19 protein-coding genes are annotated in these 25,651 nt (G+C 69.7%); 12 read left to right on the top strand and 7 right to left on the bottom strand.

Annotated features, from left to right (window positions below; all coding sequences use genetic code 11):
* From ACWEH3_RS21010 to ACWEH3_RS20995, 4 genes are all read right to left on the bottom strand, one after another.
* A partial coding sequence (locus ACWEH3_RS21010) for a TIGR02680 family protein (RefSeq protein ID WP_452358372.1) occupies positions 1 to 2,364 on the bottom strand: 2,364 nt, incomplete at its 3' end.
* A gap of 3 nt (positions 2,365 to 2,367) precedes the next feature.
* Complete coding sequence (locus tag ACWEH3_RS21005) at positions 2,368 to 3,792, bottom strand: TIGR02678 family protein (RefSeq protein WP_450014826.1); 1,425 nt, start codon at positions 3,790 to 3,792, stop codon at positions 2,368 to 2,370.
* Entirely contained in the window at positions 3,792 to 5,489 is a 1,698-nt protein-coding gene (locus tag ACWEH3_RS21000) for a TIGR02677 family protein (protein ID WP_450014825.1), read from the bottom strand. The genes ACWEH3_RS21005 and ACWEH3_RS21000 overlap by 1 nt, the downstream gene beginning before the upstream one ends.
* A 107-nt stretch (positions 5,490 to 5,596) precedes the next feature.
* A complete protein-coding gene (locus ACWEH3_RS20995; protein WP_450014984.1) occupies positions 5,597 to 6,736 on the bottom strand; it encodes an XRE family transcriptional regulator in 1,140 nt (379 codons plus the stop codon).
* 331 nt (positions 6,737 to 7,067) lie between these two features.
* On the opposite strand from ACWEH3_RS20995, the gene ACWEH3_RS20990 reads away from it, so the two are divergent.
* Complete coding sequence (locus ACWEH3_RS20990) at positions 7,068 to 7,373, top strand: hypothetical protein (RefSeq protein WP_083887588.1); 306 nt, start codon at positions 7,068 to 7,070, stop codon at positions 7,371 to 7,373.
* On the opposite strand, the gene ACWEH3_RS20985 is transcribed toward ACWEH3_RS20990, so the two are convergent.
* Both ACWEH3_RS20985 and ACWEH3_RS20980 read right to left on the bottom strand, forming a co-directional pair.
* A complete protein-coding gene (locus ACWEH3_RS20985; RefSeq protein WP_450014824.1) occupies positions 7,275 to 9,866 on the bottom strand; it encodes an AMP-binding protein in 2,592 nt (863 codons plus the stop codon). The two genes, ACWEH3_RS20990 and ACWEH3_RS20985, sit on opposite strands and share 99 nt — an antisense overlap.
* 114 nt (positions 9,867 to 9,980) lie before the next feature.
* On the bottom strand, positions 9,981 to 10,865 hold the full coding sequence (locus ACWEH3_RS20980) for a PAC2 family protein (protein ID WP_063018039.1): 885 nt from the start codon (positions 10,863 to 10,865) through the stop codon (positions 9,981 to 9,983).
* A gap of 167 nt (positions 10,866 to 11,032) precedes the next feature.
* Here ACWEH3_RS20980 and metH point away from each other — a divergent pair, with 167 nt between their 5' ends.
* The 11 genes from metH to ACWEH3_RS20925 all read left to right on the top strand — a co-directional run bounded on the left by metH (position 11,033) and on the right by ACWEH3_RS20925 (position 24,779).
* Positions 11,033 to 14,629 carry a methionine synthase gene (gene metH / locus ACWEH3_RS20975; RefSeq protein WP_450014823.1) on the top strand — a complete coding sequence of 1,199 codons (3,597 nt, stop codon included), beginning with the start codon at positions 11,033 to 11,035 and terminating at the stop codon, positions 14,627 to 14,629.
* Positions 14,630 to 15,285: 656 nt separating this feature from the next.
* The gene (locus ACWEH3_RS20970; protein ID WP_450014822.1) at positions 15,286 to 17,106 is read left to right on the top strand and encodes a protein kinase domain-containing protein; all 1,821 of its coding nucleotides are present in this window, start codon (positions 15,286 to 15,288) and stop codon (positions 17,104 to 17,106) included.
* A gap of 145 nt (positions 17,107 to 17,251) precedes the next feature.
* Positions 17,252 to 17,953, top strand: coding sequence for an HAD family hydrolase (locus tag ACWEH3_RS20965; RefSeq protein ID WP_450014821.1), 702 nt, complete (start codon positions 17,252 to 17,254; stop codon positions 17,951 to 17,953).
* A gap of 159 nt (positions 17,954 to 18,112) precedes the next feature.
* The gene (locus ACWEH3_RS20960) at positions 18,113 to 18,976 is read left to right on the top strand and encodes a HalD/BesD family halogenase (RefSeq protein ID WP_450014820.1); all 864 of its coding nucleotides are present in this window, start codon (positions 18,113 to 18,115) and stop codon (positions 18,974 to 18,976) included.
* A 44-nt stretch (positions 18,977 to 19,020) separates the two neighbouring features.
* Positions 19,021 to 19,857: a class I SAM-dependent methyltransferase gene (locus ACWEH3_RS20955; protein ID WP_450014819.1), complete on the top strand. Its 837-nt coding sequence runs from the start codon at positions 19,021 to 19,023 to the stop codon at positions 19,855 to 19,857.
* Positions 19,854 to 21,668, top strand: coding sequence for a choline/carnitine O-acyltransferase (locus ACWEH3_RS20950; RefSeq protein ID WP_450014818.1), 1,815 nt, complete (start codon positions 19,854 to 19,856; stop codon positions 21,666 to 21,668). The genes ACWEH3_RS20955 and ACWEH3_RS20950 overlap by 4 nt, the downstream gene beginning before the upstream one ends.
* A gap of 102 nt (positions 21,669 to 21,770) precedes the next feature.
* On the top strand, positions 21,771 to 22,052 hold the full coding sequence (locus tag ACWEH3_RS20945; RefSeq protein ID WP_450020653.1) for a phosphoribosyl-ATP diphosphatase: 282 nt from the start codon (positions 21,771 to 21,773) through the stop codon (positions 22,050 to 22,052).
* A gap of 47 nt (positions 22,053 to 22,099) precedes the next feature.
* Complete coding sequence (hisG, locus tag ACWEH3_RS20940; RefSeq protein ID WP_450020647.1) at positions 22,100 to 22,951, top strand: ATP phosphoribosyltransferase; 852 nt, start codon at positions 22,100 to 22,102, stop codon at positions 22,949 to 22,951.
* Between the two features lie 113 nt (positions 22,952 to 23,064).
* Positions 23,065 to 23,199: a hypothetical protein gene (locus tag ACWEH3_RS20935; RefSeq protein ID WP_355077510.1), complete on the top strand. Its 135-nt coding sequence runs from the start codon at positions 23,065 to 23,067 to the stop codon at positions 23,197 to 23,199.
* Entirely contained in the window at positions 23,199 to 24,395 is a 1,197-nt protein-coding gene (locus ACWEH3_RS20930) for a YeiH family protein (protein ID WP_450020644.1), read from the top strand. The genes ACWEH3_RS20935 and ACWEH3_RS20930 overlap by 1 nt, the downstream gene beginning before the upstream one ends.
* 156 nt (positions 24,396 to 24,551) lie before the next feature.
* A complete protein-coding gene (locus ACWEH3_RS20925) occupies positions 24,552 to 24,779 on the top strand; it encodes a hypothetical protein (protein WP_450020642.1) in 228 nt (75 codons plus the stop codon).
* Between the two features lie 4 nt (positions 24,780 to 24,783).
* Here ACWEH3_RS20925 and ACWEH3_RS20920 read toward each other — a convergent pair whose 3' ends face one another.
* Positions 24,784 to 25,593, bottom strand: a complete 810-nt coding sequence (locus tag ACWEH3_RS20920; RefSeq protein WP_450020651.1) for a RecB family exonuclease — start codon at positions 25,591 to 25,593, stop codon at positions 24,784 to 24,786.
* Positions 25,594 to 25,651: the final 58 nt, after the last annotated feature.

Raw genomic sequence — 25,651 nt, 5'->3', positions numbered from 1 at the left:
GCCCGCGGCCTCGGACACCGCGCGCAGCGCCGTGGTCACCGCGGTCGGGCGCGGAAGCGCCTTGGCGGCGGCGGAGATTCGCGCGAGTTCGGCGGTGGCGGCGGCCTCCTGCTGTCCGGCGGCGCCCCGGTCCTCCTCGGCGACCGCCACGGCCGCGGTCAACTCGGCCGAGCGGAGCTCGCGGCGTCTGGCTCGCGCGGTGGCGCCGATGAATTCCGCGTCGGTCTTGCGGTGGCGGCCGATCTGCACGCCTTGCCGGAACGCGCCGTTCGCTCCGATCGTCACCGCGCCGCTCGGCTCGCCCGCGTCCTCGTGCAGGGCGATGGAAGCGAGCACATCGGCCACGACCTGCCGCGGCACCGTCAGCGTGTCCGAATCGTCTTCCACGACAAGCACGTCGGCGAGCGTGCGACCGGCCGGGCGGTCCGATGCGGGCAGCGGCAGCAGGAACTGATCGGATTCGTAGTCCGGCGGCAGCTCCCCTTCCGGGCACACCCAGGCGTCCAGCAGATTCGCGGCGTGCAGCGCGGCCTCGATGCCCGCCGCGGTCTCGGGCGGCACGTCGTCGGCGAAGCGCACCAGCCGCCACAGCGCGGCGCCGGGCCGGTCACCGGTCCGTCCGGAACGGCCCGCGAATACCGGTGGCGCGTCGTCGCGCCGGGCCGCGACCCGCTCGAGTTCGGCGGTCAGCTCCTCGACGTGGGCCGTGGCCGTGGCCACCCGGGCGCGTGCCTCTTGGCGGCGGGTGCGGATCTCCTCGAGCAGGGGTTCCGCGCGATCGGCCAGCACCTCGGCCACGGTGGGCGCATCCGAACCGGCCTCGGCCAGCGCCGAGTTCAGCGCTTCCAACAGGCCGGTGCGCACCGGGGTGTAGACCGCGCGGTGCTCGTCCCACCAGGTCCGCAACGCGGCCGCGGCCTCGGAGCGGGTCAAGGCGACCGTCGCTTCGGCGTGCGCGACCTCCGCCGCGGCGGCATCACGCAGTTCCCGCGCGCGCTCGGCCAGCCGCTCGGCCCTGGTGCGTTCGGCGGCAGCCGTGTCCACCGCGCCCACCGCCTTGCGCACCGCGCGCACGTCGACGTCGCGCTCCTCGGCGTGCCCGCGCACCGCCGCGGTGAGCTGCTCGGCCCGCGCCGACTCCGGCAGCGTCGTCCATGCGATCCCCGCCTCCTCGGCGGCGGCGCGCAGATCGTCCTCGCCGCGGGCGAGCGCGGCGGCGGCGGTGCGCACCGCGGTGCGTGCGCGCTCGGCCTCTTGGGTCCGCTGGTCCAGGGTCTGGCGGGACTTGAGCGCCTTGTCGGCGTGCACGCCCGCCGAGGTCTCCAGGCGACGCACCGCGTCGGCCAGGTCGTCGAGCTGCTGTTTGCCCTCGTAGGCGCTGGAACGCTGGAGATTCTCCCGGTCGGCGATGGCCTGCTCGTAGGCGCGGTCGGCGTCCTCGGCCCGAGCCTCGGCCGCGCCGCGCTCGGTCTCCCTGCGCTCGCGCAGCGCGGTGGCGGCGAACAGCGCGGTGCTCGCGTGGGTCACCGCGTCGAGCCGCGCCCGCACCTGGTCGACATCCGTCTTCGCTTGAACCGCAAGGTATTTGCGATACACCGCGACGAAAGCCCTGGTCGCCGTGTCGGCGTGCACCAAACCCTCCAGGGTCCGGCCGACCTCCTCCATATCGCTGAACGAGCGGGCGGCGTCCAGGATCAGTTGCTCGTCGAGCGGGCGCAGGCCGTCGGTGAGCGCCTGCGACAAACCGCGCGGGTCCAGGTTCTTGGCCAGCTGCGGGCGGCGCAGCGTGAGGATCAGATTGATCAGCTGGTCGTAGCGCTGCGTCCCGAGGCCGAACATGCGCGCGTCGATCGCGTTGCGATAGTCCACCGGCCGGTCGACGATCGAGTCGGTGCCGATCTGCTCGGCCAGCTGCTTGCGGGTGAACGGCCGATCGTCCGGGCCGATCAGGGAGAAGTCGATCCCGACCCGGCCGTCGGCGACGAAATACCAGCGGGTCACCTTGTCCGAGGAACGGGTGGCGCGCATGCCGATGCCGACGGTGACCGCCTCGGGGTCTTCCCAGCGACCGCGCGCGAACTCCATCCAGACATAGGAGTAGGCCGAGTCCTGCTTGCGGTAGAGCAGGTTCGATTTCATCGTGCGTTCCTCGCCCGCGAACGGGTTCAGCCTGCGCGGCTCGATCCGTCCGTCCAGGACGAAGGGGAACAGCACCTCCAGCGCCTTGGTCTTGCCCGATCCGTTCGGCCCGCGCAGGACCAATCTGCCGTCCGCGAAACAGAACTCCTGGTCGCGGTAGTCCCACAGGTTGACGATCCCGGCGCGGGTCGGGGTGAACCGCACTCCGCCGTGAATGAGCGACATTCGTCAGTTCCCTTCCGTCCCGGCGCCGCCGGGCCCGTAGGTGTCGGACGCGGTGACGAACAGTTCCGCGGCCCGCTTGGTGCGGACCGTGACGACCGCGCCACGGTAGCGGGCCAGTGCGGGCAGCACGAGCAGTCCGTCCTCGACCATCCGGATCAGCCGCAGCCGTTCCAGCAGCGCCACCACCTCGGTGGTGAGGCGAGGAATGTCGGCCTGCCATTGCGCGGCGAACGTCGTGCCGTAGCGGTCGGCCAGCGCCTGCACCGTCTCACACAGCCAGGGCCGGTCGATCAGCGGATAGCCTGCCGCGACAGCCCGGTCTGTCTGCTCCGCTGCCTCCGTCGCCGGATCCGGTTCGGGGGCGGACGAATCCGGCGAACGCGGCTCCGCGAGCGGCACGAACAGTGTGGATTCGGGAATGGCTTCATCGAGCTGGTCGGCCAGTGCCGCATCCGTGTCCGGGCCGGCGTGGCGCCGCGGCAGCGGGTGATCGATGTCCAGCACGCGGTCGGCGATCTCACCGGCCAGCAGCAAGGCGACCTGCGCGAGCGTCCCGGTTCCCGGAAAGCGGACGTCCGACAGCCGCCCCGAGGTGTCGATCAGCGCCACGCCCTCCGCGCGGCGTTCGGCGCGCAGCCCGGTGAACAGTTCGACCTCCGCGACGATCCGCTCCTGAGCGAGAACAGGACGCTCTTCGGGTGCGAGATCCTCTGCGTACACCACCGGCTGCTCCACCAGCGCCCTGCGTACCCGGCGGGCGATCTCGGCGGTGGTTGTCGCGTGCGCGGAAACACCGCCGACCATGGGCTCTTCGGTGAGCAGCCCGCGCACACCGTGCAGATGTTGCAGGGCCCGCGGCGGCCGGAACAGCGCGAAGACCACCGGCCGGTCGATGTCGTAGAGCGCCTCACCGGCCTCCGGATCGCTGGCCCAGCCGCCCGCGTCACCGTCGGCCAGGCCCAGCGCGCCGCGCACGGTCAGCCAGCCCACCGCGTCGACGAACGCGTCGCGGTCGGCGGCCCGGTCGGTGGCGAGTTCCAGTCCCTCCACCCGGTTCGCGTAGGCGGCGACCTGCTCGGCCAGCTCCGACAGCGTGATCTGGTCCCCGGCGCGCCCCAGCGCGGCCAGCGCGAGAGCCAGGTAGGCGTAGCGGCGGCGGTCGAAGACGCGCTCGGCGGCGGTACGCGCGGGCCTGCCCGCGTCCAGGCGGTCGACGACCGGGAAGACCCGCGCGGTGGTCTCGGTGACTTCCAGCCGGTACCCGAACAATTCGGCGAGGTCCTCGCGCAGCTCGGTGGCCCAGCGCCGGATCAGCGGCAGTGCGATCCGGTCCGGATAGGCGCGGGTCACCAGGTGGTTGGCCAGGACGACTCGGGCGGCGCGTTGGTAGTTGTCCAGCGCGAGCGCATCGATGGTGCGTGCGTGCATCAGCCGCGCTCCCCGCGCGGACGGGACCGTGTTCCGGCGGTCTGCTCGATCTTCAGTGACCGGTTGTTCAACCGCAGCAGTCCCCGGGTGGTGCGCACGACGGTCGGACCGTCGTGCTCGGACACCGTCAGCGTGACGCCGCTGTCGGAGCCGGTGGTGCCCGCCACCCGGCCGCGCACCGGAACCCACGCGGTGGACGCGGCGTCCAGCAGCCGCAGCAGCACCTCGGTCTCCCGGTCGTCCAGCACTCGTTCGTGCACGTCGCCGGAAGCCAGCGACCTGGCGGCCTCCGCGCGGGCCCGCTGCGCGTCCAACTGCGCCTCGCGCAGACGCCGGATACCCGCGTCGTTGCGGTGGATACGGGCGGGCGCACCCGCGGAGGGCGGGCGTCCGGTTTCGGCGAGCGTGCGCGAGATCTCCAACGGCGGTGCGTCCCACCAAGATCGAATCGCCGGGATCACGTCGGCGTCCGGGTGCTCCATCGCCAGGTGCCGCGGCTTGCCCAGCCCGAACACCGCGTCGAACAGCGCGTGGGCGCTGTCCACGGTCGGCGCCGCGGTGAACCAGCCGGCCAGATGTCGCAGCGCCGACCCCCGGCTGACCCCGCCGCGCCGCGTCTCGGTGACCCGCCGCAGCAGCGACAGCACCGCGGCGATCGCGCTCATGGTGGCCTCACGCAACCGCTCGGCCTCCGTCGTCCCCGCCTGTTCACCGCCGGACGCCACGAACCAGGTCCGCAGTCCGTCCCACCTGGCGTGCCAATCCGATCGGCGTTCCCCGACACTCAGCAGCACCCGCTCGTCGCAGCGCGCCGCCCGGCCGATCAGGTCGTCGACGCCCGTCTCCTCGATCTCGGCGATCGCGGCCGCCAGCCGCGGGGTGAACCGGGCCAGGTCGAGGCTGAACTCCCGCATGTGCGCCAGCAGCGCGTCCTTGTGCGCGAGAAACGATTCCGGGGTGATCTCGGTGGTGCGAACCAGGTCGCCGAGCCCCAGATAGAAGTGCGCGGCGCGGGCGGCCAGGTCGGATAACGCGATGTCGAGACGGCGCAGCGTGCGGTAGACGCGTTCGGCGTCACCCGCCCGGTTGGCCTCGGCCAGGGTGTGCAGGTCGGCCAGCAGTTCCGGCAGCACCAGGCGCGACAACGAGGCTTCGTCGAGGCGGGCGCTGAGCACATCGGCGACTGCCTGGTAGGCCTGGAAACCAGCCTGGGAGAACTGGTACACGTAGTGCCGATTACGATATTCGGCCAGCGTCGCGGCGCGTGTTCCGTCGTAACTGCGCTCCAGCATGCCCCACTGGTGCAACTGGTCGAGCAACGGGCCGATCTCGGCCGCGGTCAGCGGTGGCGCCGCGGGTCGGCCGGGTGTCTCCGGGGACCGGTCCGGCGCACCGGTTTCCGCCTCGCCCCCGGGTGGATCCGACGGACGCGTGCGCGCTTCCGCCGGACCCACGCCGGCATTCGTGACGGGTTGGTTTGCACTGACCGGATCGGGCGTGTGCAGCATGTTCCCGTTGCGGTCGATCCACTCCGCGACGTCGTCCGCGTGCAGCAGCACCACGTATGCCGCCCGCGCGCCGTCGAACGCGCGCAGCACCCGGAGGTAATCGGCGCGCCGCTCGGCGGTGGCGAAAGAGAACAGCCGCAGCCGGTCGTCCCAGTGGGCGTCGGCCCAGCCGTCATCGGAGTCGGTCACCGGGAACAGGGTAGTAGCGGGCCGATCGCCACCCGCACGACGTTCCGGTGTTGGGCGTGGCCGGGTCCGGTTCGTCACCGTTCGCCGCGGCCGCGGCGCAGGCCGGCTCACTCGACGGACAGCGAACGCAACTGGTCCAGATAAGCGCCGGTGCGCGGATCGCCGGGGAACCGCTCGACGATCTCGCGCGCGACTTCCCCCGCGATCCACATCAGCGAGGGCAGCGAGCGCCTGCTGCCCGCGAACGCGCGCATGCCCTCGGCCACCGCGAGTTCCAGGTCACGGTCGCGCACCGCGACCACGGCCAAAGTCAGGTGCGCCTCGGAGACCCGCATCGGATTGCGCACGCTGCCGTCCGGGCGGGTGGCGTTGCGGATCACTTCCCGCGCGTAGGTTTCGGCGAGCCGATCCTCGCCCGCGACCCGGCAGCAGTCCATCGCGTAGAAGTCGAACTTGTTCGCATCGATGACGAAATGGTTGTCCAGATTGGCCGGATGATCGAGTCGCTCCAAGATAGCTCGGCCCTCGTCGAGCGCCGCCTCCACCTCGCGCGGGTTGCCCAGCCTGGCCCAGGCTTTGGCACGCTGGGCGGCGAGCTGGACACCGACGCGCAGGTGCTGGCTTACTTCCAGCGTCGGCTGCACGGTCTCGATGACGCCGCGGTAGTTGCCCTGGGTCAGCGCGAACCACGCGGTCATTTCCGCTGCCCATGCCGCGATCTCGATATTCTCGGCCTCCTGCGCCAGCGACTGGGCGGCGCGGCGGGTCGCCTCCGCGGCGGTGCGCCGGCCGAGGTCGTAGTCGACGCAGCCGACCAGCAGCGCCACCCATCCGGCGAGAACGAGGATTTCGCGGTGCTGCGCCAGGGTCAGGCGACCGTCCAGCAACGAGGTGATCCTGCGCAGCCACGCGGTGCCGTCGGCGTGCAGGTCGTGCGGGTCGGCGTAGGAGTATTCGCAGCACAGGCGTTCTGCGGTGATGCGGACGGCCTCCAGCGTCACGGAGGACACATCGGACATACGGAGTCGTCCGATGAACTCGAGCGTGTCCATGCCGGTGGCCGAGAGCAATTCGTCGTCCCGGTTCGGTCTGGTCTTGGGGAAGAACGCCGCGGTCACCGTGTCGAAGGTGGCGGCGATGATCGGCGCGTAGAAGTCGTCGGGGCGTGATTCGCCCGATTCCCAACGGCGCCAGTTGCGTAGGAGAGTACTGTCGGTCGGCAGGTTGTGCGAAGACTTTCCACGCATCACGCGAACAGCGTCGGCTTGCGACCACCCCCTCGCGTCACGCTCGGAACGCATTCGGACTGCCCAGACGGGTCGATCGTCGGTAGCGGCCACGTCTGTAGTATCGCACCAGTTAACGTTTGGTGGCCTTAAGAGGGCAGGCAGATGTCCGTGTGTTGACAGCTACTTTCGCGCCGCCGCGTTGTGCATGCTGAACATGGCGCCAGAAGTTAGCCAGCCCCTCCTGTAAGAGCAGTTGCAAGTACATCTGCTCTTGCACGAAGCGCAAATACCCCGTAAAACGGGTGGATCCACATAAGAGAACAGCGATCCCAATCCAACGGAGGTTCGGGTGGAAGCGTTGATCTATGGATACTTGCGTGACGATCTGGCCGATGGCCATAGCAAGGAGCTCGAGGCCGCGATGAGCAGCCTCGCCCGCGAGGAAGGGCTGTGCTTCGCCGCAACGTTCCATGAATCGACCGGCGGTGACGGGACGGCTTTCGCCGAGCTCACGGCGGAACTCAAGCGCGCGGACGCGCACCATGTGGTGGTTCCCTCACTCGATCACTTTGCCGGCCAGACGATTCCGCGCGACATCTTGATCGCCAAGCTGGCTCAGGAGGCGGCGGCGCGGGTGTGGACCGTGGAGAGCTGATCGCCGCGACCGAACTGCCCGGTACCGCCCCGAACCCCAGCGTCGCAGCCCGGTCACCGCGCCGGTGACGAGTACACCCGCTGCCAGGGAAGCGAGCAGCCCCGCGAGCCGGTGCTGTTCGAACAGCGGGTATACCTGCCAGTGCAGCAGATAGACGAACAGGGAGCCGTCGGCCAGCACCGCGGCACAGACGGCGACTACGGCGGGAACCCGGACCGCGGACAACCACACCAGTGCGAGCAAGCCCGCCATGATCAGACGTTCCCGTTCGGGAACGCCGAAATAACCAGGCACCGTGATCAGTACGACGGCACTCACCGTCATCCGCTGCCACATCGCCGTCGCCTTCGCCGCCGCCCAGCCGAGCGCGAAGAGCCACAGCGCCAGTGGAGAGAACGGGATGTCCTTCGCCGAGTACAGACCGAACGCTTGGTATCGAAAGACGAGGCTCAGCGCGACCAGCGCCATCGCGAACCAGAACGGCTCGGCCCGTTGCCACCGGTCCACCACGGGGATCCGGATCAATAATGCGGCGGCCAGCATGAAATACACGAGCACCTCGAGAAACCACAGGTGCCCGGCGGTGGCGCTGTCGTGCGGGCCGAGAATCTTGTTCAGTAACAGGACATTCTGCCAGCCGTAGTAGTCGGTGCGGGTCATGGTCAGCGCGACCCAGAGCGCCGTGGGCACCGCGATGTATGCCACGGTGCGCAACGTGTGGCGCAGTCGCTCGGCGGCTGGGGCCGTGGTCACCCCGAACCGCGCGAAGTTGAAGCCGGCTACGCCGAGCAGCACGTGCGCCGCGCCCCAGAGCACATACACTCCGGCGTGCGAGCTGACGATGAGTATGATGCCGACCGCGCGTAGCAGCGTTCCGGTGTCGAGTGCCCGTCCGAAACGCCTGCGGCCTCGGGGTATCCGTTCCAGTTCCGCCACGGACGTGTTCGGCCAGTCGGTGGGCAGGCGGCCGATCGCCCGCTCCAGCCGTGCCGCGGCGGTCACGTAGGTGAGCGAGTTGCCGCCGAGGTCGACGAATGTGCTGTCCGGGTGGACCCGCGCGGGATCGATGCCAAGCGTCGTCGCGTAGAGGGAGCGGATGTCACGTGTCTGCGGCGCGGATCCGGCCAGCCGTCGGATAGCGGGGTAGTCGGGTTTGCCGTTCGGTAGCCGCGGGATCCGTTCGACCACGTGGACCCGCACGGCGGCGGCGGGCAGGCCGGACAGTCGCGCGGCGAGCTCGGTGAGATCGGACCGCGGGGTCTCCACGGCGACGACGAGGTGCGCGTCGTCGTCCGTGCACCGCGCCGTGAATCCGGCCTCCGCCAGCCCGGATTCGAGACGCTCCAGATCGATGCGCAGTCCGAAGATCTTGGCGAACCGGCTACGTCTTCCGACCACCTGGTACAAGCCCTCGGGTGTGCGTCGTGCCAGGTCGCCCGTGCGCAGGGCATCGACCGTACGGCCGAGCGCGAGGTCTGCGGCGGACTTCGCGTATCCCATCATCACATTGGCCCCGCGATAGACCAGTTCGCGCGGTTCGTCCCCATTGTCGCCGGTTTCCTCGACCGGCTCGAGGGTGAATTCGCCGCCCGGAATCGGTATTCCGATGCAGTCCGGGTGCGCGCTCGCCAGATGCGCGGGCAGATAGGCCATTCGCGCGGTGGCCTCGGTCTGGCCGTACATGACCACGAACTCCCAGCCGTGTTCCCGGCCGAGCGCGGCGTATTCGCGTACCCGCTCCGGCGCCAGTCTGCCGCCCGCCTGGGTGACATAGCGCAGGTGCGGCAGGTCCATACGGGCGAAACCGATGCGGTCCAGCAGTTCGATGGTGTAGGGAACGGCGGCGAACGACGTTGCGCGACAGTCCCGGAACGCGTGCCAGAACTGCGTGTCCAATACCGACTGGTCGGTGAGCATGAGGCTCGCCCCGCGCCACAGGTGGCTGTGCACCACCGACAGCCCGTAGCAGTAGAACATCGGCAGGGTGGTGGCCGCGCAATCGCCAGGGCCGATGGCCAGGTACTCGGCGATGGCCGCCGCGTTGGAACGCAGGTTCGTCGCCGAGAGCCGGACCAGTTTGGGCGACCCGGTGGACCCCGAGGTGCTCAGCAGCAGCGCGAGATCCGGATGCAGGCGATGCGCCGAGCGTTCCCGGACCACCTCGGCGCGCCCGTCTTCGACGAGCACGTCCGGGTCGTAGGCGTCCCGCAACTCCGCAGTGATCTGCTCGGTCAGCAAGACCACGCATCCGGCGCTGAGCGCTCCGAGGTACGCGACGAGCGAGGAAAGATCGTTGCGCGCGGCGAGCGCGACGAGACGACGAGCCGGGCCGAGCTCGGCCGCGAAGGACTCGACGAGCGCAGCAAGCCGAGCGTAGGTCACCTGCCGGGTGGGTGGGGACCCGCCGCCGTCCGCGCCGGCACGATCGCGGCAATGGACGGCGATCCGCTCGTCGAAGGTGCGCAGACGCTCGACGATCGGATGGGCGGTCACCGGCGAAAGTGTAGGAGGGGGTCGCTTCCCGACCTGAAGGTGGCCCCCCGGCGAACTTCCGGTGAACCCCGCGGACACCGGCCGCCCGTACCGAACGCGCCGACGCGCAACCGATCAGAGACCGAAGCTGCCCGGACCCCGTCTGCGCAGATACTTCTCGAATTCGGCCGCGATGGCGTCGCCGTCGATCTTGGCCATCGCCTCGTTCACGTCGACCGCGGCGTCGCCGCGTTCCTCCAGCGAGCGCACGTACTCGCTGATCTCCTCGTCGCCCACGGTCATCTCGTTCACCGCGGTCTCCCAGTCCTCGGCCTGCTTGGGCAGCTCACCCAGCGGCACCTCGATGTCGAGCACGTCCTCGACCCGGTGCAGCAGCGCGATGGTCGCCTTCGGATTCGGCGGCTGGGAGACATAGTGCGGAACGGCGGCCCAGAACGACACCGCCGGGACCCCCGCCTTCACACACTGGTCCTGTAGCACGCCGGTGATCCCGGTCGGTCCCTCGTAACGGGTCTGTTCCAGGCTGAACCGCTCGGCCGCTTCTTTGCTGTAGGCGGAGCCGGTCACCGGTACCGGACGGGTATGCGGAGTGTCCGCGAGCAGTGCGCCGAGAATGACCACGGTCTGCACCCCGAGCTGCTCGATGAACTCCAGCAGGTCGCCGCAGAAACTGCGCCAGCGCATATTCGGTTCGATACCGCGCAGCAGCACCACGTCGCGGTCGCTGCCGGGCGGCGAGCAGACCGACAACATCGTCGACGGCCACTGGATTTCCCTGGTCACACCGTCGACCTGGCGCACCGTCGGCCGATTGACCTGATAGTCGTAGTAGTCCTCGGAGTCGAGCTCGGCCAACGGCTCGGCGTCCCAGATCAGTTCCAGATGCTCGACCGCGCCGCTGGCCGCGTCACCGGCGTCGTTCCACCCCTCGAAGGCGGCGACCAGTACCGGATCCCGCAACGTCGGCAGTTCCGGATCGGGAGTTTCACTGGCGTTCACTCGGTCAGCCTACGGCGTGCGGCGATATGGCGTGTCGTATGACGGCCGGACCGGGTGGCGTGTTTCCGCGCGCGGACGCCGCGGCGCCGGGCCGGGCGTGTGGTCCAGGACACCGAGGCTCTACGCCGTGGCCTGGATCGTCGGCCCCGCCCACTACGCTGGAACGCATGTCTGCGTCCGTCCCCGCCGAGTTCGACACCACGCTACTCGACACGCTGCGCCGCCGTGTCGTCATCGGCGACGGTGCGATGGGCACCATGCTGCAAGCGGCTGATCTGACCCTCGACGATTTCCGCGGGTTGGAGGGCTGTAACGAGATCCTCAATGACACCCGCCCCGACGTCCTGCGCGACATCCACCGCGCCTATTTCGAAGCGGGCGCCGACGCGGTGGAGACCAACACCTTCGGCTGCAACCTGCCCAACCTCGCCGACTACGACATCGCCGACCGGATCCGCGACCTCTCCGAGCGGGGAACCCGACTGGCCCGCGAGGTCGCCGACGAGATGGGACCGTCTCCCGACGGTACGCCACGCTACGTGCTCGGCTCGATGGGGCCGGGCACCAAGCTGCCCACGCTCGGTCACGCCCCGTTCGCCGCGCTGCGCGACGCCTACGCCGAGGCCGCCCTCGGCATGCTGGACGGCGGCGCCGACGCCATCCTCATCGAGACCTGCCAGGACCTGCTGCAGGTCAAGGCGGCGGTGACCGGCAGCAAGCGCGCGATGGCGAAGCTGGGCCGCCGGATCCCGATCATCACGCACGTCACGGTGGAGACCACGGGCACGATGCTGGTCGGCAGCGAGATCGGCGCGGCGCTCACCGCGCTGGAGCCCCTCGGCATCGACATGATCGGCCTGAACTGCGCGACCGGCCCGGACGAGATGAGCGAGCACCTGCGCCACCTGTCCCGGCACGCGCAGGTGCCGGTCTCGGTGATGCCGAACGCCGGGCTGCCGGTGCTCGGCGCGGACGGGGCGGTCTACCCGCTCACCCCCGAGGAACTGGCGGTCGCGCTGCGCGGGTTCGTCACCGAGTTCGGCCTGGCCCTGGTCGGCGGCTGCTGCGGTACCACGCCCGAGCACATCCGCCAGGTCACCGCCGCGGTGCGCGAAGTCGAGCCGGCCCTGCCGCCGATCGCGCAGCGGCGCGCGCCGGTGCACGAGCCGAGCGTGTCCAGCATGTACACCGCGGTGCCGTTCGAGCAGGACGCCTCGGTCCTGATGATCGGCGAACGCACGAACGCCAACGGCTCCAAGGCATTCCGTGAGGCCATGCTCGCCGGGGACTGGCAGAAGTGCTTGGACATCGCCAAGGACCAGACCCGTGACGGGGCACACATGCTCGACCTGTGCGTCGACTACGTCGGCCGGGACGGCACCCGCGACATGTCGGAGCTGGCGAGCAGGCTGGCCACCGCTTCGACGTTGCCGATCATGCTCGACTCCACCGAGGCCCCCGTACTGCGGGCCGGGCTGGAGCACCTCGGCGGGCGTTGCGCGGTCAACTCGGTGAACTACGAGGACGGCGCCGGTCCCGATTCGCGGTTCCAGCAGACCATGCGCCTGGTCGCCGAGCACGGCGCCGCCGTGGTCGCGCTGACCATCGACGAGGAGGGCCAGGCCCGCACCGCGGCGAAGAAGGTGGAGATCGCCGAGCGGCTGATCGCCGACATCACCGGCAACTGGGGGCTGTCGGAGAGCGACATCATCATCGACACGCTCACCTTCACCCTGGGCACCGGCCAGGAGGAGTCGCGCCGCGACGGGCTGGAGACCATCGAGGCCATCCGCGAGCTCAAGCGTCGTCATCCACGGGTGCAGACCACCTTGGGTCTGTCCAACATCTCCTTCGGCCTCAATCCGGCCGCCCGGCAGGTGCTCAACTCGGTCTTCATGCACGAATGCGTCCAAGCCGGTCTGGATTCGGCGATCGTGCACGCCTCCAAGATCCTGCCGATCAGCCGTATCCCGGAGGAGCAGCGCGAGGCCGCGCTGGATCTGGTGTACGACCGCCGCGCGGAGGACTACGACCCGCTGCAGAAGCTGATGGCGCTGTTCGAAGGCGTGTCCACCTCCTCGTCGAAGGCGTCGCGGGCGGAGGAACTGGCCGCGCTTCCGTTGTTCGAGCGGCTGGAGCGGCGGATCGTCGACGGTGAACGCGCCGGGATGGAAGCCGACCTGGACGCGGCCATGACCGAGGTGCCGCCGCTGCAGATCATCAACGAGACCCTGCTGGCCGGGATGAAGACGGTCGGCGAGCTGTTCGGGTCCGGTCAGATGCAGCTGCCGTTCGTGCTGCAGTCCGCCGAGGTGATGAAGGCCGCCGTCGCGTATCTCGAGCCGCACATGGAGGCCACCGACGACAGTGGCAAGGGCCGCATCGTGCTGGCCACCGTGAAGGGCGACGTGCACGACATCGGCAAGAACCTGGTCGACATCATCCTGTCGAACAACGGCTACGAGGTGGTCAACCTCGGCATCAAGCAGCCGATCGCCACCATCCTGGACGCGGCGGTGGACAAGAAGGCCGACGTCATCGGCATGTCGGGCCTGCTGGTCAAGTCGACCGTGGTGATGAAGGAGAACCTCGAGGAGCTCAACGCCAAGGGCGTGGCCGAGCAGTTCCCGGTGCTGCTGGGCGGTGCGGCGCTCACCCGCTCCTACGTGGAGAACGACCTGACCGAGGTGTACGAGGGCGACGTGCACTACGCGCGCGACGCGTTCGAGGGCCTGCGGCTGATGGACGACATCATGACCCGCAAACGCGGCGGCGACCTCGACCCCGACAGCCCGGAGGCCGTCGCCGAGCGGGAGAAGGCCGCCGAGCGCAGAGCGCGCCACGAGCGCTCCAAGCGGATCGCGGCGGAGCGCAGGGCGAACGAGGCGCCCGTCGTGGTGCCGGAGCGCTCCGACGTCGCGGCCGACCTGCCGGTGCCGGTGCCGCCGTTCTGGGGCACACGAGTGGTGAAAGGCCTTTCGCTGCACGAGTATTCGGGCCTGCTCGACGAGCGAGCGCTGTTCCTGGGGCAGTGGGGCCTGCGTGGGCAGCGCGGTGGCGACGGTCCCGGCTACGAGGAACTGGTGGAGACCGAGGGCAGGCCGCGCCTGCGCGCCTGGCTGGACCGATTGAGCACCGAGGGCGTGTTGCAGCACGCCGCGGTGGTGTACGGCTACTTCCCCGCGGTGTCCGAAGGCGACGACGTCATCGTGCTCTCCGAACCGGAACCCGATGCGCCGGAGCGGTACCGGTTCACCTTCCCGCGGCAGCAGCGCGACCGGTTCCTGTGCATCGCCGACTTCATCCGTTCGCGGGAGTACGCCCGCTCGACCGGTCAGGTGGACGTGCTGCCGTTCCAGCTGGTCACGATGGGTCAGCCGATCGCCGACTTCGCCAACGAGCTGTTCGCGGGCGACAGCTACCGCGATTACCTCGAGGTGCACGGCATCGGCGTCCAGCTCACCGAGGCGCTCGCCGAGTACTGGCACCGCCGCGTCCGCGAGGAGCTGGTCCTCGACGGTCACGCGGTCGCCGACTCCGACCCGGCCGACGTGCTGGAGTACTTCAAGCTGGGCTATCGCGGCGCCCGCTACTCGTTCGGCTACGGCGCCTGCCCGGACCTGGAGGACCGCGCCAAACTGGTCGACCTGCTCGAAGCCGATCGCATCGGCGTTGTCCTCTCCGAGGAGTTGCAGCTGCATCCGGAGCAGTCCACCGACGCCTTTGTCCTGCTGCATCCGGAGGCGAAGTACTTCAACGCGTAGCCGGTCGCCGATGCGGTGCGGCGCCGACGCCCGAGGGTCTCGGCGCCGCGCTGTCAGCGCGAATGCGGCTGCCCGATCGTCAGGCGCGAGACTTTGGAAGCCGTATCGGTACGTCGCCTTTGCCGCGGGTCGGCATCGCTGGTTCCTGACGCTCTCGACCGGCCGATCGGTCTGCCGAGTGCCCGGGGGCGCGCCGTCTTCGTCTCGCGGATCGGGCGTAGGCGCGCGGAGTCCAGCGGACCTGAGCGCCCTTCTCGGCCTGTCCGTCCGTTCGTGGTCCGCAGCGGGCGTCGCGCCCGGACGGCGATCCGTGGTGGACTGTGAGCAATAGCGAGATGCTCTCGTGGAGAGGGCCTTTGCTACCTGCCCGGATGTCATGTCTCGCGTGCATCGGGGCGCTCGTCGGCGCGTCACAGTGGCGGGCGCGCGCGGTTTACCTGGGCGATCGTCCGTCCCCGCACCGGGAGGTGGCTGTGTGTCGGGTGGATGTGCCATTGTCGAAGGCGTTGTAACTGCATCCGGGGCAGTCGGCGGATGCGTTCGCGTCCCTGCTCAGTGGTGCAAAGCACCTCGACGCGTACGCTTTCGGAATTCTTCCGGGCTTGCGTGTGGAGTGCGAGACGGCTAGGCGCGCAAGTAGGAAGAGGCACACCACCATGACGGCGGATCGATTGATCGCGGGACGTTACCGGCTCACGGATCCGATCGGCACCGGCGCCATGGGCGTGGTGTGGCGGGCCACCGACGTCCGGCTGCAGCGCACCGTCGCGGTCAAACAGGTTCTCCTCGGTCCCGGACTCACCGGATCGGCCGCGCTGGAGGCGAAACGGCGTGCCATGCGGGAGGGGCGGATCGCCGCGCGGCTGCACCACCCGAATGCCATCACCGTGTTCGACGTGGCCGAGGAAGACGGCCAGCCCTGGCTGGTCATGGAGTACCTGGACGCGCCGAGCCTGGCGACCAAGCTGTCGGGCAACCGGACGCTGCCGCCGCTGGAGGTCGCTCGGATCGGCGCGCAGGCGGCGAGCGCCTTGGCCGCGGCGCACGACGCGGGGATCATGCACCGGGACGTGAAGCCGGCGAATCTGCTGGTCGCCGACGACGGCACGGTCAAGATCACCGACTTCGGCATCTCCCGCGCGGTCGGCGACGTGACGGTCACGGCCACCGGGTTTCTCGCCGGGACACCGGCCTACCTGTCGCCCGAGGTGGCGCGCGGCGAGGACCCGGAACCGGCTTCCGACGTCTTCGCTCTCGGTTCGACGTTGTACGCGGCGGTGCAGGGCGCTCCACCGTTCGGCGAGAGCGACAACCCGCTGGCCCTGCTGCACGCGGTGGCGCGGGGCGAAATCCCGGCGCCGGAAGCGGCCGGCGCGCTGGGGCCGGTGCTGATGTACCTGCTCGCCCCGGCCGTCGCCGACCGCCCGACCATGCGGGAGGCGAAAGCGCTCCTCGAAGCCGTCGCGGCGGGACGGGATCCGGAGCTGCCCGCCTCGGTGACCAAGGTGATCCCCGCCCCCGTCGCCACGACGACCGTGCTGCCCGACCCCGCCGCTGCCGTATCGCCGGAGCGGTCGGATGACACCGGTGTCACCGCGGTCGTACCCGCCGCTGTGCCGGGTCCGGCCGTGCCGCAAGGAGTTACGTCCCGGTCGGTGCCGAGGCTGGCCGGGGTGGCGGCGACGTTGCGGAGTGTTCTGAGCGGCAGGCAGCGCCGCAGGCTGATCGCCGTGGAAGTCGCCGCGGTGGTCGGGGTGCTGATCCTGGTCGGCATCATCGCGACGCTGGCCGGCGTGGACGGCGAGGGCGGCGCCGCGCCGACGTCGTCGGTCGAGCCTCCGGCCGCCGTCGCGCCCGAGAACACGCAGGCGCCGGCCGACGCGGCCGGAGCCGAGCCGCGACCGGCGCCGGTGCAAGCTCCCGCTCCCGCCCCGGCGCAAACATCCGCCTCCTCAGCGCCCGCGCCCACTTCTGGACCCGTGCCGGGGCCCGCGCCCACGTCAGCGGGTGCTCCGCTGCCCCCGCCTGCCCCGGGCACCACCCCTCCGGCGCAAACGACGAACCCCGGGCCGAGCACGACTCCGCCGCCCAGCACCCCGCCTCAGCCCACGTCGAGCCCTGCCCCGACCACCACGGGACCGGCCGCCACCGCTACGACCACCCCGTCCGGTCCGCCGACGCCCGACCGGATCGCCTCGTTCATCCAGGGCTACTACGGCATGCTGCCCACCAACGTGTCCGGCGCCTGGACGCAGCTTGCCCCCGGCTACCAGGCCAAGACCGGCTACGACTCCTACGTGAACTTCTGGGGCACGATTCGCTCGGTGAGCGTGGGCTCGGTTACGCAGAACGGCGCGAATCGGGCGGTCGTCGCGTTGACCTACACCTTGAAGAACGGCACGACGACTTCCGAGAGCCGCTGGATCGAGGTCGTCGGCGACAGTGCCAAGTTGCAGATCGCCGCATCGGGTACCTAGGGGAGACGGCCGAGTCCTGGCCTGCGCCATCAAGTAGCCCAGCCATCCGAGGGTGAGCAGGCTCGGCTGCGGAGCGGCTTCGTCCCGGCGGTACGGTTCGTGCGGCGGCAGGGTGATCTCGCACGGTCGCCGCGGTGCCCGTGACATGGACGAGAGCTGGGAGAAGGACCGAAACGTGACAGCGCGACTGGCTGGAGTGCTCTGGGACATGGACGGCACGCTCCTCGACTCGGAGAAGCTCTGGGATGTCGCGGTGCGGGAACTGGCACGTGAGCACGGTCACGAGATGACCGATGCGATCCGGCACGCGCTGATCGGGGCGTCCGGCCCGAACGCGCTGCGGATCATGTTCACCGGCTTGGGCATCGAGCCCACGCCGGACTCGTTGCGTGCGGCGGGGGAGTTCCTGGAGCGGCGGGTGACCGAATTGATGACCGGCCCCATCCCGTGGCGGCCTGGTGCGAAGGATGCCCTGGCCATGGTGCGCGCGGCGGGGCTGGCCAGCGCGCTCGTCACCAATACCAAGCGGTCGCTCACGGAGTTCGGTCTCGACACGCTGGGCCGGGACTTCTTCGATGTCTCGGTCTGCGGCGACGAGGTGGCGCACGGCAAGCCGGAGCCGGATGTCTACCTGCGCGCTGCCGAGCTGCTCGGGCTCGATCCGGAACAGTGTGTGGCGGTGGAGGATTCGTCGACCGGTACGCGTGCGGCGCAGGCCGCGGGCTGCGCGGTGGTGGTCGTTCCGTGCGAGATTCCCGTGCCGCCCGCGCCAGGGCGGGTATTCCGGGATTCGCTGATCGGGTTGACCGTCGCGGAACTCGAAAACGCTCTGCGCGTGCGGGGTTGAGCCATCCGGGTGGCCGGGTTGCGCGATATCGGCGCACCGGCCATGCCGAGAGTTACTGTGCCGCAACGGGTGTGCGTGCAGATAATAGGTGTGACTGTCATCACCGGCAATCTCGCCGAATCCCGGGCGTGTCGGCGACCGCTCCACCAAAATGACGCCATGGCAGCGTTGGGCGTCCTCGACGAGATCGTAGATACCGGACGGTATCCCCTGGCGGACCCGGAAGGACCCGCGCTGCGGGAAGCTGTTCGGCGCGCCCGTGCGGAACTGGCCGACACCGGCTGCACCGTGCTGCGTGGCTTCATCCGTCCGGAACTGACCGAGACGTTGCGGGCACAGGGCGAGCTGATGGCACCGCACGCGCACTACGAGGTCGAGCGGGTCAACGCCTACAACATTCCGCTGGACGCGGACCTGCCGGAGGATCATCCGGGCCGGATCGTGCTCGAGCGGGGCAACGCCTTCGTGCCCCGCGACCGCATCCCCGCCGACGCGCTGATCCACCGGCTCTACACCGACGAGCTGTTCCAGCGATTCGTCGCCGACTGCTTCGACCTGTCGGAATTGCACGAATTCGCCGATCCCCTCGCGGGACTGTGCCTGAACGTCGTCGCGCCGGGCATGTCGCACCCCTGGCATTTCGACACCAACGAATTCACCGTCTCGATGCTGACCCAGCCCGCCGAGGAAGGCGGCGTCTTCGAGTACTGCCCCAACATCCGCACACCCGAGGCGGAACACCTCGACGACGTCCGCGCCGTGCTCACCGGCACCGGCGAGCGCATCGTCCAGCGGCTCGAACTGCGTCCGGGCGACCTGCAGCTGTTCCAGGGTCGCTTCTCGTTGCACCGCGTCTCACCCGTCGACGGTGCGCGTCAGCGCCATTCGGCCATTTTCGCCTACACCGATCGTCCCGGGATGGTCGGCACGGTGGAGCGCACCCGGCAGTTGTTCGGCCGCGTGCTACCCGACCACCTAGCCGCCGCGGCCGACGCCGTCCGGGGCGATCGACTGCTCGACTGAGCCGAACGGCTCGACTGACCGAGCTCGACCCGAGAGGACCGACAGTGCCAGTGCCGTTAGACACCACCGGGAAAGCGTCTTTCGACGATATCTACGTCCGCCCCGATCCGCGCGCCTACTACGCGCGCATGTCCGAATTGGACTACCGCATTCCGGAACTGGCGAAACCGTTCTTCCAGCAGCAGATTCGGGAATACCGCGCGTCCGCCCGGGTCGCCGTGCCGACCGTGCTCGACCTCGGCTGCTCCTACGGCGTGAACGCCGCGCTGCTGCGCCTCGACACCACGATCGGCGAGCTGGCCGAGCATTACGCCGCCGCCGACACCGATCGGGCCGGTCTGATCCGGCGCGATCGAGACCGCGTCGCGGCGCGGGCCGCGGTGGCGGACGTCCGCTTCCTCGGTATGGACGCCGCCCGCCCAGCCCTGGAGTACGCGCGGGAGGCCGGGCTCCTGCACGACGTCGTGCACGCCGACCTCGAGTCCGGCGAGCCGACCGACGAGCAGCGCGCCCTGCTCGCGACCGCCGATCTGGTCGTCTCCACCGGCTGCGTCGGGTACATCACCGAGAAAACCTTGACTCGAGTGGCCACCGCGCACCCGCGCAGGCGCCCGTGGATGGCACACTTCGTACTGCGCATGTTCGACTTCGCACCGATCGAGGCGGAACTCGCCGCGCTCGGCTACCGGACCGAGCAGGCGCCGGGGTTGTACGAGCAACGCAGGTTCGCCTCCGCGGCCGAACAGGCGCAGGTGCTGAACACCCTGTCCGCCAACGGGATCGACACGACCGGCCGGGAAGACCAGGGCTGGCTGTATGCCAACCTGTACGTGTCCAGGCCGCTGCCGAAACATCACGCCGACACCGAGGACTCGCATTGACCGAACGCACCTTCGCCGCCGACGACCACCTACCCCGGGTGCCCCTGCCGACGCTGGAGGACAGCTGTGGCCGGTTCCTGCAGTGGTGCGAGCCGCTGCTGACCGCCGACGAGATCGCCGCCACCCGGGCCGCGGTCGACGACCTGTTGCGCCCCGACGGGCCGGGGCGCACGCTGCACGCGGCGCTCGCGGAGTACGACGCGACGCCCGGCGTCGGCAGCTGGCTCGACCTGTTCTGGCCGTCGCGATACCTGGGCAGGCGGGACCGGATCGCCCTGAACGCGAACTTCTTCTTCCTGTTCCGGGACGACACCCCACTGGCCACCTCCACCGCCGCGACTCAGGTGGACCGGGCGGCGGGCATCATCTCCGCCGCCGTCGACTACAAGCTGGCCCTCGACCGGGAGGCCATCCCGCCGGTGACCCAGCGCGGGCAGCAGCTGTCCATGTGGCAGAACAAGTATCTCTTCTCCGAGACCAGGATCCCCGGCGTGGAGCAGGACACGGTCCGGGTCCCCTACAGCCCGGAATGGCCGGGTCACTCGCAGGCCCGGCACATCGTGGTGTTCTTTCACGGCAGCACCTTCCGGATGGACGTGATCGGCCCGGACGGAGCGCCGTACTCGCCGGAGGATCTCGCCGACGGGCTGCGCGCGGTGCTGAAGGCGGGCGCCCGCCCTGCCCGCACCGACACCGCCGTCGGGCACCTCACCACCAAGGCCCGCGCGGAATGGGCCCAGAGCAGGCAGCGGCTGCTGGCCGAGCCTGCGAACGCCGCGGCGCTGGACACCATCGAGACCGCGCTGTTCGCCGTCTGCCTCGAGGACTTCACCCCGCGCGACGAACTGCACGCCTGCGACGAGTTGCTGCACGGCGACAGCGCGAACCGGTGGTTCGACAAGTCGGTGTCCTTCATCGTCTTCGCCGACGGACAGGCGGGCATCAATGTCGAGCACTGCGGACTCGACGGCACCACCATCCTGTCGTTCGTGGACACCCTCCTGGAAACCTCGGTGCCGGATCACGCCGCCCACTCCGGCGCACAGGCGCAGGGACTGCCCGCGGTGGAGCCGGTCGAGTTCGTGCTCGACGAGGCGCAGCGCGGCGATATCGCCGCGGCGGCCTCCGCCTTCGCCCAGTACGCCGCGGCGAACGCCACCCAGACGGTGTCGTTCCCGGACTTCGGCACCGCCAGGGCCAAGCAGCTGGGCATCTCGCCGGACGCGTTCGCGCAGTTGAGCTACCAGCTGGCCCATCGGCGCAGCAAGGGGCTCACCGGCGCGACCTACGAGTCCATCGCGACCAGGCAGTACCGCAACGGCCGCACCGAGGCCATGCGGGTGATCACCCCGGAGATGATCGCCTTCGTGGACGCGATGCAGGACCAGGAGGCGAGCGCCGAGGCGAAGCTCGCCGCGGCGCGGACGGCCGCGTCCGCGCACGTGGAGCGGGCCAAGCAGTGCCAGGCTGGGGACGCGCCCGAGCAGCACCTGTGGGAGCTGCAGTGGATCCAGCGCCGCCGCGGCGCGGAACTGGGCGTCACCGATCCGATCCCGCTCTACGACAGCCCCGGCTGGACGATCATGCGCGACGACTACCTGAGCACCAGCTCGGCGCCGTCGGTCAACATCCGCTACTTCGGTTTCGGTTCCACCAGCCCCCGCTGCATCGGCATCGCCTACGTCCTGCTGCCGGACCGCTGGAATCTCTACCTGGCCACTCCGAAACCGGTCGCCGACCAGATGCACGCGTTCGCCGACCACCTCCGCACGGCGGTCGCCGACCTGCAGGCGCTGCTGGCCGGGAACTAGCCGCTTTCCGCCCGGTTCCTCCGCACCCGGTCCGGGGTGGAGGAACCGGGCGGTCGCCGTTACCGGCCATCGTGGGCCGGAGCAACAGACCCGCATCCGGGTCTGAAACAATGGCTCATCGTGAAGAACTTCGAATCCCTGTTCGCCGAACTGCAGGATCGTGCGGTCAACCGCCCCGAGGGGTCCGGAACCGTTGCCGCGCTGGACGCAGGCGTGCATGCCCAGGGTAAGAAGGTGCTCGAGGAGGCCGGAGAAGTGTGGCTGGCCGCCGAACACGAGAGCGACGAGTCGCTCGCCGAGGAGATCTCCCAGCTGCTGTATTGGGTGCAGGTGCTGATGGTGGGTCGCGGGCTGAAGCTCGAAGACGTGTACCGACATCTGTGATGACGGCCGTCCGACACCCCGTTTCTCCTCCCGAAAGGACTCCCTCCATGCTGCGCGTCGCAGTCCCCAACAAAGGCGCCCTCTCCGAATCCGCCGTCTCGATCCTCGCCGAGGCGGGCTACCGCAAGCGCACCGATTCCCGCGATCTGACCGTGCTCGACCCGGCCAACCAGGTCGAGTTCTTCTTTCTGCGGCCCAAGGACATCGCGATCTACGTCGGTTCCGGGGAGCTGGATCTCGGCATCACCGGTCGTGATCTCGCCCTCGATTCCGGCGCACCGGTGCAGGAACGGCTCGCTCTCGGCTTCGGCCGCTCCACCTTCCGCTACGCCGCCCCGGCCGGACGGGAGTGGAAGGTCGAGGACCTCGCCGACAAGCGCATCGCCACTTCCTACCCGAACCTGGTGCTCGACGATCTGCGCGGCCGCGGCATCGAGGCCGAGGTGATCCGCCTCGACGGCGCGGTGGAGATCTCCATCCAGCTCGGCGTCGCCGACGCCATCGCCGACGTCGTCGGCTCCGGGCGCACGCTGCGCCAGCACAACCTCGTCGCGTTCGGTGAATCGCTGTGCGACTCCGAGGGTGTGCTGGTCGAGCGCAAGGACGCCGATCGCGGCGACCGGGCACGGAATCAGCTCGTCGCCCGGATCCAGGGCGTGGTCTTCGCCCAGCAGTACGTCATGCTGGACTACGACTGCCCGAAGGACCTGATCGACGACGCGTTCGTCATCACCCCCGGGTTGGAATCGCCGACCGTGGCGCCGCTGGCCGACACCGGCTGGGTCGCGGTGCGCGCACTGGTGCCGCGCAAGCAGAGCAACGAGTTGATGGACAAGCTGGCCGATCTGGGCGCGAAAGCCATCCTGGCCACGGACATTCGCTCCTGCCGCGCATTCTGAACGCCGGATTCGTCCGATACGCCTGATTCGTTCAGGCTGAGCGCAATCGGTGTGCCCTGTGACCGGGGGTTGCTACCGTGCGGCCTCTCGATGAGGAAACGCAAGGAGCCCCCGTGTCACAGTCACCACCCGAGGAGCAGTCGGGCAGCACATTCACCTGGAACGAGGACTGGCTGGCGGCGATCGCCGGGCTGATCCTGATCGCGCTGGTTCTGCTCGGTGCGATTCCGGATTGGCTGGTGCCGTGATGGCCGAGACCGGCGCCGAACCGGCGAAGGAATCGAAGGCCCTGGCGGACAGGGATTCCGGCGTGGCCGCGCCCGGCGCAATCCCGTCATCCGAGACGGAAGCGGTGCAGGCGACCTCCCGGCCGACCGCCGGGACCATCGCGGCCGGTATCGCGGTCGTGATCGTGCTCGGCGCACTCACCCGCTACTTCGAGACACACGTGCCGCAGTGGGCAGTGGGCACTCCGTTCCAGCGAGTCGCCAAGTCCGTCGAATACCCGGTGTACGCCATCGCCCTGGGTCTGCTCGGCAATGTCGTGCTGAGCAAACTCGCACTGCGCGACCGGCTTTCGGCGGGATTTCGCACCGAATTCTTCATCAAGACCGGCGTGGTGCTGCTCGGCGCTTCGATCAACCTGAAGGTCCTGGTCACCGCGGCGGGTCCGTCGATCCTGCAAGCGTTGCTGCTGATCACGACCGTGTTCGGCTTCACCTGGTGGCTGGGCGGACGCCTCGGGCTGGACGACAAGTTGCGTGCGCTGCTGTCCTCGGCGGTGTCGATCTGCGGTGTCAGCGCGGCCATCGCCGCGGCGGGCGCGGTGCAGGCGCGGCGCGAGCAGATCGCCTACGCGGCCTCGCTGGTGATCGTCTTCGCGTTGCCCTCGATCTTCCTGCTGCCCTGGCTGGCGGAGGTGTTCGGCTTGTCGGACGCGGTCGCGGGCGCCTGGATCGGCGGCAATATCGACACCACGGCGGCGGTCGCGGCCTCCGGCGCGATCGCGGGGGAGAAGGCGCTGCAGATCGCCACCATCGTCAAGACCACGCAGAACGCGCTGATCGGCGTGGTCGCCATCGCGCTGACCGCGTACTTCACGCTGCGCGTCGAGCGGGTGGCCGGTGCGGTGCGACCCTCGCCGCGCCAGTTCTGGGAGCGGTTCCCGAAGTTCGTGCTCGGCTTCATCGCCGCCTCGATCATCGGCACGCTGTACCTACAGGCGGTGGACAAGAAGTCCGGCGCGGCGCACATCGCGATCATCAACGATCTGCGCACCTGGTTCCTGATCTTCGCGTTCGTCTCCATCGGCTTGGAGTTCTCGCTGCGCGGACTGCGGGAAGCGGGCTGGCGGCCGGTCGTGGTGTTCGGGTCCGCGGCGGTCGTGAATCTCGCGGTGGGTCTCGGACTCTCGGTGCTGTTGTTCCACAATTTCACCGCCTGAGCGTCGGCTCCCATGGATGCGCAACCGAAACTCGGGCACGCGGTGTCGCCCGGTCCTGGACATCGGGGCCGGTCGGCCCGCCGTTCGGGAAATGTTCACCGGCCGAATTCGCGGGTCGGCTCGAAACCACCGGCCTCATCGGGAAGACTGTCGGGCGTGTCGGACAGGACCAACGACGAGAAGGCCGCGGCGGAGCCGGGCCGACGAGCGACCACCCCGACGGCCGACGGTGTCGCCGCGCGCGTCCCGGCGTGGACCCGGATACGAAATCTGTTCATCATCGCGGGCGACGCGGTGCTGGTCGTGGTCCTGATCGGAGCGGTTTTCCTGCTCGGCGAGCGCGGGACGTCATTGGACTTCCTGGTGGCCGCGCTGCGCCACTAGCTCGTCAGTCCGAGACGGCTTCGGCCAGGGTCTCGTCCGGGGATTCGGTGACGCCGCCGCTCGGCCAGCCAGGGTAGGGCGGCGGCGTGCCGCCGAATGCCGGGCACAAAGGCTTGTAGTCGCAGTACGAGCACAGCCAGCTGGTGTTCGGCTGGAAGTCCCCGGTACGGCCCGCCTCGAGAATGGCCGCCCACAGTGCCGAGAGCGTGCGCTCGAAGCGCAACAACTCCTGCTCCTCGGGGGTGTAGGTGAGGATCTGCTCGTCGGCGAGGTAGATCAGCCGCAGTTGGGCGGGCACGAGGCCGCGGGTGCGCAGCACGACCAGCGCGTAGAACTTCAACTGGAACAGCGCTTTGGTCTCTTGGGTCGGCCCCGGCGCACGGCCGGTCTTGTAGTCCACGACGCGCAGGGCGCCGCTGGGCGCGAGGTCGATCCGGTCGACGAACCCGCGCAGCGGCGCGCCGTCGGCCAGTTCCACCTCCACCCGAGCTTCGCGCGACTCCGGATCGAACCGGGTCGGATCCTCCAGCCGGTAGTAGCGGCGCACCAGCGCGCGCACGTCCTCGAGGAACGCGTCGAGTTGCCCGGCGGCGACCAGTTCCGCCACCTCCGGCTGTTGGGCGTGCACCCGCGCCCACGCCGTCGGCACCAGGGCATCGGCGCGCTCGGGCACCCGCTCGGCCGCGGGCAGCCCGTAAAGGTCCTCCAGCACCGCGTGCACCACCGTGCCGCGCACCGCGTGCACCGAGGGTCGCTCCGGTATCCGATCGATCGCGCGGAAGCGGTATTTCAGCGGACACTGCTTGAAATCCATTGCCCGGGAAGGCGAGAGCGCGGGCCGGGCGCGGGTGGCCGTCGCATCGGGCGGGGCG

The organism is Nocardia sp. NPDC004718 (assembly GCF_053601535.1).
Note: the sequence above shows the minus strand (reverse complement) of the source record. Positions and strands in the feature narration are given on the sequence as shown.